This is a genomic window from Streptomyces sp. NPDC059695 (genome assembly GCF_042733785.1).
Lineage (GTDB): Bacteria > Actinomycetota > Actinomycetes > Streptomycetales > Streptomycetaceae > Streptomyces.
Window position 1 is genome coordinate 190,322 of record NZ_JBHWFF010000016.1, and the last position, 7,633, is coordinate 197,954.

General features: G+C 73.2%; 9 protein-coding genes. 1 reads left to right on the forward strand and 8 read right to left on the reverse strand.

The window, feature by feature from the left end:
• Nucleotides 1-14 precede the first annotated feature (14 nt).
• The gene (locus ACFV2S_RS21555; RefSeq protein ID WP_385561375.1) at nucleotides 15-887 is read left to right on the forward strand and encodes an IclR family transcriptional regulator; all 873 of its coding nucleotides are present in this window, start codon (nucleotides 15-17) and stop codon (nucleotides 885-887) included.
• Here ACFV2S_RS21555 and ACFV2S_RS21560 read toward each other — a convergent pair.
• The 8 genes from ACFV2S_RS21560 to ACFV2S_RS21595 all read right to left on the reverse strand — a co-directional run bounded on the left by ACFV2S_RS21560 (nucleotide 871) and on the right by ACFV2S_RS21595 (nucleotide 7,398).
• Nucleotides 871-1,317, reverse strand: a complete 447-nt coding sequence (locus tag ACFV2S_RS21560; protein ID WP_385561378.1) for an SRPBCC family protein — start codon at nucleotides 1,315-1,317, stop codon at nucleotides 871-873. The genes ACFV2S_RS21555 and ACFV2S_RS21560 overlap by 17 nt on opposite strands.
• Before the next feature lie 86 nt (nucleotides 1,318-1,403).
• On the reverse strand, nucleotides 1,404-2,180 hold the full coding sequence (locus ACFV2S_RS21565; RefSeq protein ID WP_385561381.1) for an SDR family oxidoreductase: 777 nt from the start codon (nucleotides 2,178-2,180) through the stop codon (nucleotides 1,404-1,406).
• A gap of 13 nt (nucleotides 2,181-2,193) precedes the next feature.
• Complete coding sequence (locus ACFV2S_RS21570) at nucleotides 2,194-3,240, reverse strand: 2Fe-2S iron-sulfur cluster-binding protein (protein ID WP_385561384.1); 1,047 nt, start codon at nucleotides 3,238-3,240, stop codon at nucleotides 2,194-2,196.
• Nucleotides 3,233-3,475, reverse strand: a complete 243-nt coding sequence (locus ACFV2S_RS21575; protein ID WP_383800759.1) for a hypothetical protein — start codon at nucleotides 3,473-3,475, stop codon at nucleotides 3,233-3,235. The genes ACFV2S_RS21570 and ACFV2S_RS21575 overlap by 8 nt, the downstream gene beginning before the upstream one ends.
• Before the next feature lies 1 nt (nucleotide 3,476).
• Nucleotides 3,477-4,631, reverse strand: coding sequence for a Rieske 2Fe-2S domain-containing protein (locus tag ACFV2S_RS21580; RefSeq protein WP_385561387.1), 1,155 nt, complete (start codon nucleotides 4,629-4,631; stop codon nucleotides 3,477-3,479).
• A 30-nt stretch (nucleotides 4,632-4,661) separates the two neighbouring features.
• Nucleotides 4,662-5,684 (reverse strand): 4-hydroxy-2-oxovalerate aldolase, encoded by a 1,023-nt coding sequence (gene dmpG, locus ACFV2S_RS21585; protein ID WP_383800753.1) that lies wholly within the window; start codon nucleotides 5,682-5,684, stop codon nucleotides 4,662-4,664.
• Nucleotides 5,685-5,696: 12 nt separating this feature from the next.
• On the reverse strand, nucleotides 5,697-6,608 hold the full coding sequence (locus ACFV2S_RS21590; RefSeq protein WP_385561391.1) for an acetaldehyde dehydrogenase (acetylating): 912 nt from the start codon (nucleotides 6,606-6,608) through the stop codon (nucleotides 5,697-5,699).
• Between the two features lie 7 nt (nucleotides 6,609-6,615).
• Nucleotides 6,616-7,398 (reverse strand): 2-keto-4-pentenoate hydratase, encoded by a 783-nt coding sequence (locus ACFV2S_RS21595; RefSeq protein ID WP_385561394.1) that lies wholly within the window; start codon nucleotides 7,396-7,398, stop codon nucleotides 6,616-6,618.
• Nucleotides 7,399-7,633 lie beyond the last annotated feature (235 nt).

The window sequence follows — 7,633 nt, forward strand, 5'->3', positions numbered from 1 at the left end:
CGTGGGAGGTGCCGATGACGACCACCGCTGTCGAGGCCGGGATGCCGCCTCTGTCCCTGCTGGAGAAGGCCGCGAAGGTCCTGAGCGCCTTCGAGAGCGCGGGGCCGAGACTCACCCTCACCGAGGTCGTGCAGCGCTCGGGCATCCGCCGGTCCTCGGCGCACCGGATCCTCGATCAGCTGGTGCAGCTGCGCTGGCTGGAGCGCGAGGGCCGCGACTACCGGCTGGGCATGGGCATGCTGGAGCTCGGCGCCATGGCGTCGCACCACAACCGGCTCCGCCGGGCCGCGCTGCCCCATCTGCACGCGCTGCACGAGTCCACCGGTCATCTGGTGCACCTCACCGTCCTCGACGGCTCCGAGGTGGTCTATCTGGAGCGGATCGGCGGCTCGGACGACTCCGTGGTGCCCTCGCGCATGGGCGGGCGCCAGCCGGCGTACTGCACGGCCTCGGGCAAGGCGATCCTGGCGTTCGGCGACAGCGCGCCGGTGGAGCAGGTGATCCGGGACGGGCTCCGGCCGCGCACCCCGCGCACCCTCACCCGCCCCGACTCCTTCCGCCGCGAGCTGGCGGTGACGCGGGAGCGCGGTGTGGCCTTCGACCAGGAGGAGGGGTACCGGGGGGTCTTCTGCGTGGCCGCTCCGCTGCGCGGCGCGGGACGGGCGATCGCCGCGATCTCGGTGAGCGGCCACGGCGTCCACCGGGAGATGGAACGGCTCGCGCCGGCCGTACGCGGCTGCGCGCGGTCGGTGTGGCAGGCGATGTTCGGTCCGGGACGGCAGCCGGAGAAGCGGGACCGGCCCGCGGGCCCGGGGTCCCCCGAGCCCCTTCCGCAGCCGTCCATGGACAACATGATGGCCTGGCTGCGCTTCAGCGAGTGGATGTGAAGCGCGCCCCCAGGGCGGCCAGCCCGGTGCCGTAGGTGCCGTCCCCGAAGACCGATTCCACCTGGGCGGCGACGTCGTCCGTGCTCCGGTACGCGGCGGACCAGCGGACCTCGGCGCCGTCGGGGTGCGCGCGCACCTCCAGCGTCGCCACGTAGTCCTCGACCGGGAGCAGCACGGGGTCCAGGAGGGTGTAGCGGTACGAGCGCGCGGCCGGGTCGCGCGCGAGCAGGCGCTCCCGGGCGACGGCCACGCCGTCGAGTGCGAAGACCCGGACCGTGCCGGGGGCGGCGGGGTCGCCGCCGTCCTCCAGGGCGGACGGCGGCAGGTGGGGGTGCCAGTCGGCGAGGCGTCCGAAGTCTCCGACGACCGCCCAGACGGCGTCGGGGGTGGCCGGGAGGACGGCGGAGCGTTCGAGCGTACGGGGGTTCACGGGCGTCTCCTCATGAGGCGTGCGGGTACGGGTGTGCCTTCAGGGGCACCCGTACGGGTGCCCCTGTCGGTGCGGTGCGAGTGGGCTCACCAGACGCCGTCGCCCCGCAGGACCGCGTCGGCGCCGCCGTCGACGAAGACCACCTGTCCGGTCACGAGGGCGTTCTCGGGCGAGGCCAGCCACGCGATCAGCGGGGCGATCTGCTCGGGGCGCGCGTGCCCGTGCAGGGGCATGGGCACGCTCCGCTCGACGAGCCCCCGCATCTCGGGGTCGTCGAGCAGCGGCCGGGTCAGGGGCGTGACGACCACGCCCGGGGCCACGGCGTTGAGCGGGACGCCCGCGCCGGCCCACGCGTCGGTGGGGGCGGCGCGGCGGACCCAGCGGGAGATCGCCGCCTTGGACGAGGAGTAGACGAGGTGTCCCTCGCCGCGTTCGACGGCCGCGCGGGACGCGGCCACCGCCGCCGTCTCGTCCCCGGCGAGCGCGGCGTCCACGATCGCGGGATCGGTCGGGTGGACGGAGTCGACGGATCCGACGACCACGGCCCGCGGGTCGGTGCCGGCCGCGAGGAGCGGGCGCAGACCGTCGAGAGTGGCCACGGCTCCGAAGTGGTTGACCTTGACGGTGATGGGGTCGAAGTGGGCGACGCCCGCGCAGGAGACGACGGCGTCGAGCCGGCCCCCGGTCAGCTCGCGGGCCCGGGCGACGAGTTCGGCCCGGCCGTCGGGCGTGGACAGGTCGGCGTGGATGTCGCCCTCGGCGAGGTCCGCGCGGATGACGGTGTGGCCCCGCTCGCGCAGGAGGGCGGCGGTGGCCGCGCCGATTCCGGAGGCCGCTCCGGTGACCAGGCAGGTTCGGGACATGGCGGATTCCTCGTCAGGAGTAGGTGATCTCGACCCGGTCGGTGAGCGGGAGGGCCTGGCAGGCCAGGACGTATCCCTCGGCGACGTCCTGTTCGTCCAGGACGTCGTTGCGGAGCATCTTGACCTCGCCCGCCACGACCCGGCAGGTGCAGGCGCTGCACGCGCCCTCCCGGCAGGAGTACGGGGCGTCCACACCGGCGGCCAGGAGTACGTCGAGCAGGGGTGCCGCCGCGGGCCAGGCGACGGTGTGGGTCTCGCCGTCGAGCTCGACCTCCGCCGAGGCGCCGCCCGCCGCCGCCGGGTCCACCGGCACGGCGGGGGCGTCGAAGACGTCCGCGCCGAGCGAGAAGAAGCGCTCCCGGTGGATGCGGTCGCCGGGCGTGCCGAGCGTGCGCAGGGCCTGCTCGACCGCGTCCATGAGCGGCTGGGGGCCGCAGACGAAGGCCTCGCGGCCGGCGTACGGCGCGAGCGCGGCGGCCAGCCCGTCCACGGAGGGCAGGCCCTGGAGCGACTCCAGCCAGTGGACCGTGAGCAGCCGGTGCGGGTGGTCCCGGGACAGGGCCCGCAGTTCGTCGCGGAAGACGACCGAGGACTCGTCGCGGTTGGCGTACAGCAGGACCACCCTGCCCCGGCCCCCGGCGAGCGCCGACTTGGCGATCGACAGGACGGGGGTGATGCCGCTCCCCCCGGCGACGAGCAGCAGGTCGCCGTCGAGGGAGTCGGGGGTGAAGGTGCCGGCCGGGGGCAGCACCTCCAGTTCGTCGCCCGCCGCGAGCCGGTCGCAGACCCAGTTGGAGCCGTACCCGCCGGCGACGCGCTTGACGGTGATCTTCAGGGGCTCGCCGGTGTGCGGCGAGCTGGCCAGGGAGTAGCAGCGGGCCGCCGGCCTCCCGTCCGCCCCGGGCAGCTTCAGGGTGAGGAACTGCCCGGGGCGGTACGCGAAGCGGTCGGCGCTCTCCGGTGGCGCCTGGAGCACCAGGGAGTGCGCGTCGGCCGTCTCGGCGATGACCTCGACGACCCGCAGCCGGTGGGTGCGGGCCCCCGGCGTGGGCTCAGCCATCGACGGCCTCCAGGGTGCTCACCGTCAGGGTGCCGTCCTCGACGGCGCGGGCGATGCTCGCCCGCAGGGACCCGCAGGTCCGCATCCGGGCGGTGGTCCCGCCCGGCCCCACCCGGTCGCGGAACTCCGCGCAGGCGACGGCCGCGTCGGCCGTCCACTGCACGGAGGTGTGGGCGACGCTGAACTTCTCGCACAGGACCTGGTTGCCGCAGGCCGCGCACTCCACCGCTCGCATGTCAGGCTCCGGCTTCCGTCTCCGCCGCGCGGCGCGCGAGGTTCTCCTCGACCTCGGCGCGCCAGGCCGTGTTGGCGCGCTCGGTGTCGATCTCGAACTCGAAGCGGCGGGTCATCTCGTCCTTGACGTCGGCGACGTCGACGTAGAACTGCTCGTACCAGCGGCGGAGCTGGTAGACCGGGCCGTCCTCCTCGGTGAGCAGCGGGTTGTCGATCCGGGTCTTGTTCTTCCAGATCTCCACGTCCTGCTCGAAGCCCACGGCCGCGCCCTCCGCGGCGAGCCGCGCGGCCTCGGTGGCCTGCTCCTCCGTCATCCCCGGCAGCCGTCGCACGATGGCCCCGTACTGGAGCAGGAAGCTGTTCGCGTCGATCGGGTAGTGGCAGTTGATCAGGACGATCTCCATCTCCGTGCCGCCGCCGACGTCGCTGTAGAGGTGGTCGATCATGTACGAGGGGCCGAAGTAGGAGGCGTCGGAGCGCAGACGGCCGGAGCTGAGGGTGCCCAGCTCCATGTCCGGGCGGGGGCTGCTCTCCATGTACTGCGTGGCGACATGGCCGTCGAAGACGTTCTTGAAGTACTCGGGGAACCCGTAGTGGACGTAGTAGAAGTGCGCCATGTCCACGACGTTGTCCACGATCTCGCGGCAGTGGGAGCCCTCGACCCGGAGGGTCTTCCAGGTCCAGTCGCTCCACTCGGCCGCGTCCGGGCCGTGCACCCCCGGTATCTCGGGGACGGTGACCTCGGCGGGCGGCGGGTTGCCCTCGGGGTCGTTCCAGACGAAGAGCTGCCCGTTCCGCTCCAGGGAGATCCAGGCACGGGTCCTCGCGCGGGGCGGGACGCGGCGGGCGTACGGGATGCCGGCGCAGCGGCCGTCGCCCGCCCAGCGCCAGTCGTGGAACGGACAGGCGACGGCGTCGCCCTTGACACTGCCCTGGGCGAGGTTGCCGCCCATGTGCGGACAGTAGGCGTTCAGGACGTGCAGCTGTCCGTCGTCCTGGCCCTGGAAGACCACCAGCCTGGTGCCGAAGGCCTCGATCTCGTGCGGTGTGCCGTCCTTGAAGGTCTCGGCGAGGCCGAGGCAGTGCCAGCCCCGGGCGAACCGCGTCGGCGGCGTGCCCGCGTCGATGACCCTGACCTCGTCGTTGAGAGCAGTCATCTCGTCCCTCCTGATTTCTGTGGTGTCGGTTCAGCGCTGTGCGGCGAGTTCGACGGCGATGTCGATGAGCTGGTCCTCCTGGCCGCCGACCAGGCGGCGTTCGCCCGCGCGGAGGAGGATCTCGGCGCCGGAGACGCCGTAGCGCTCGGCCTGCCGGTAGGCGTGCTTGAGGAAGCTGGAGTAGACGCCGGCGTGACCCATCAGCAGGGCGAGCCGGTCGAGCCGGCACTCGTCGTCCATGACCGGGCGGACCACGTCCTCGGCCGCGTCGATGATCTTCAGTACGTCGATGCCGGTACGGATGCCCATCTTGGCGCAGACGGCGACCAGCGCCTCGACGGCGGTGTTGCCCGCGCCGGCGCCCAGCCGGCGGGTGGAGCCGTCGATCTGCAGGGCTCCGGCCCTGATCGCGGCGATGGAGTTGCCCGTGCCGAGGGCCAGGTTCTCGTGGCCGTGGAAGCCGACCTGGGCGTCGTCGCCGAGCTCGGCGACCAGGGCCTGGACGCGGTCGGTGACGTCGTCCATGACCATGGCGCCGGCCGAGTCGACCACGTACACGCACTGGCAGCCCGCGTCGGCCATGATCCGGCCCTGCCGGGCCAGCTTCTCGGGGGTGGTGGAGTGGGCCATCATCAGGAAGCCGACGGTCTCCAGGCCCATCTCCCGGGCGAGTCCGAAGTGCTGGTCCGCGATGTCGGCCTCGGTGCAGTGGGTGGCGATGCGGCAGATGTCCGCGCCGTTGCCGTGGGCGGCGCGGATGTCGTCCTTGACACCGAGCCCGGGGAGCATCAGGAAGGCGATCCTGGCCCGCCGCGCCGTGTCGACCGCGGCCTTGATGAGTTCCTGTTCGGGCGTCTTGGAGAAGCCGTAGTTGAACGAGGATCCGCCGAGGCCGTCGCCGTGCGTCACCTCGATCACCGGGACGCCGGCGTCGTCGAGGGCCGCCACGACGGACCGTACGTCCTCGACGGTGAACTGGTGGCGCTTGGCGTGCGAGCCGTCGCGCAGCGAGGAGTCGGTGACGCGGATGTCGAGGGTGTCCGAGTAGGGCATGCGATGTGCTCCTTAGGCGCCCGGGGCGAGGATCGCCCTGGCGAACTCCTCGCCGACCTTGGTGGCGGCGGCGGTCATGATGTCGAGGTTTCCGGCGTAGGGCGGCAGGTAGTCGCCCGCGCCCTCCACCTCCAGGAAGATCGCGACACGGGCCATCCCGCCGTTCTCGGGGCTCGGGTCGTCGAACTGCGGTTCCGCGCGCAGCCGGTAGCCGGGCACGTAGGTGGCGACCTGCTCGGCGACGTCCTTGACCGAGAGGGCGACGGCGTCCCGGTCGGCGTCCTCGGGGATCGCGCAGAAGACGGTGTCGCGCATCATCACCGGCGGCTCGGCCGGATTGAGGATGATGATGGCCTTGCCCCGCTCGGCACCGCCGATCGTCTCGATGCCGCGCGAGGTGGTGCGGGTGAACTCGTCGATGTTCGCGCGGGTTCCGGGGCCGGCCGAGACGGAGGCCACCGAGGCGACGATCTCCGCGTACGCCACGGGGACGACGCGGGAGACCGCGTACACCATGGGGATGGTGGCCTGCCCGCCGCAGGTGATCATGTTGACGTTGGGGCGGTCCAGGTGCTCGCGGAGGTTGGCGGGCGGGACGACGGCGGGGCCGACGGCCGCCGGTGTCAGGTCCACGGCCTTGATGCCGAGCTCGGCGTAGCGGGGGGCGTTGGCCCGGTGGACGGAGGCGCTGGTGGCCTCGAAGACGATGTCGGGCCGCTCGTCCTGGGCGAGGAGCCAGTCGACGCCCTCGTGACTGGCCTCCAGGCCGGCGCGGGCGGCGCGGGCGAGGCCCTCGCTGTCGGGGTCGACGCCGATCATCCAGCGGGGCTCGACGTGCTCGGAGCGCAGCAGCTTGTAGAGCAGGTCCGTGCCGATGTTGCCGGAGCCGACGATGGCGGCGGTCGCCTTGGTCTTGTTGGTCATGATCACCTCAGATGAACGAGAGGGAGACGGAGCCGAGGCCGCCGAACCCGGCGGTGAAGGTCGCCCCGGCCGCCACGTCGACGGCCCGGGTGCACGAGCCGGGCAGCACCACGTGCCCCTTCTTCAGGGGCACGCCGAAGCGGGCGACGGTACGGGCGAGCCAGGCGACGGAACGGGCCGGATCGCCGAGCACGGCGTCGCTGCGTCCCTCGGCGAGGAGCTCGCCGCCGCTGCTCAGCCGGGCGTCGATCGCCTTCAGGTCGAGCTCGCGGGGGTCCCGGCCCTCGCCGATGACGTACCCGGCGGAGGAGGCGTTGTCCGCGATGGTGTCGGCGATGGTGATCCGCCAGTCGCGGATCCTGCTGTCGATCAGCTCCAGTGCGGGCACGACGCGTTCGGTGGCGGCGAGGACGTCCTCGGGGGTGCAGCCCTCGCCGGGCAGGTCGTCGCCGAGGACGAATCCGACCTCGACCTCGACGCGCGGCCGGCAGAAGCGGGCGGCGACGACGGGGACGTCGGGCCGCAGCTCCATGTCGTGGAGGAGATGGCCGTAGTCCGGTTCGTCCACGCCCATCATCCGCTGCATGACCGGGGAGGACAGGCCGACCTTGTGGCCGCGCACCTCCGCGCCGGCCGCGACGCGGTGCCGGATGTTGAGGAGCTGGATCTCGTACGCGTCCTCGGTGTCGATGCCGGGGAACGACTCGGTCAGCGGGTCGATCGGCGTGACGGCGTGTTCGGCGGAGCGGAGCAGCTCGGCCGCCTCGAGTCTCTGGCGGTCCGTGAGCATGGCGGGTCCCTCCTGCGGGCGGTTGGGGCTGTCCGGCGAGGCTAGGACGGGGCGGGGGGCGGGGGGGAGCGCCCGTTCCCGGTGAGCGGGAAACCCTGTGGGGGGGGGTGGGGCGGGGGGCCTCGCCGCGGCGCGGCGCCCACCGCCGGACCCCCACGCCGCGGGCTGCGCCCCGCCCGTTGTGGGCAGGCGTTCCGCAAGGGGCGGAACGGGTGGGCACAACGGACGGCGCCCG

Coding starts and splice junctions, on each gene's coding strand:
- ACFV2S_RS21555 (WP_385561375.1), top strand. CDS start 15: ATGACGACCACCGCTGTCGAGGCCGGGATGCCGCCTCTGTCCCTGCTG.
- ACFV2S_RS21565 (WP_385561381.1), bottom strand. CDS start 2,180: ATGTCCCGAACCTGCCTGGTCACCGGAGCGGCCTCCGGAATCGGCGCG.
- ACFV2S_RS21570 (WP_385561384.1), bottom strand. CDS start 3,240: ATGGCTGAGCCCACGCCGGGGGCCCGCACCCACCGGCTGCGGGTCGTC.
- ACFV2S_RS21575 (WP_383800759.1), bottom strand. CDS start 3,475: ATGCGAGCGGTGGAGTGCGCGGCCTGCGGCAACCAGGTCCTGTGCGAG.
- ACFV2S_RS21580 (WP_385561387.1), bottom strand. CDS start 4,631: ATGACTGCTCTCAACGACGAGGTCAGGGTCATCGACGCGGGCACGCCG.
- dmpG (WP_383800753.1), bottom strand. CDS start 5,684: ATGCCCTACTCGGACACCCTCGACATCCGCGTCACCGACTCCTCGCTG.
- ACFV2S_RS21590 (WP_385561391.1), bottom strand. CDS start 6,608: ATGACCAACAAGACCAAGGCGACCGCCGCCATCGTCGGCTCCGGCAAC.
- ACFV2S_RS21595 (WP_385561394.1), bottom strand. CDS start 7,398: ATGCTCACGGACCGCCAGAGACTCGAGGCGGCCGAGCTGCTCCGCTCC.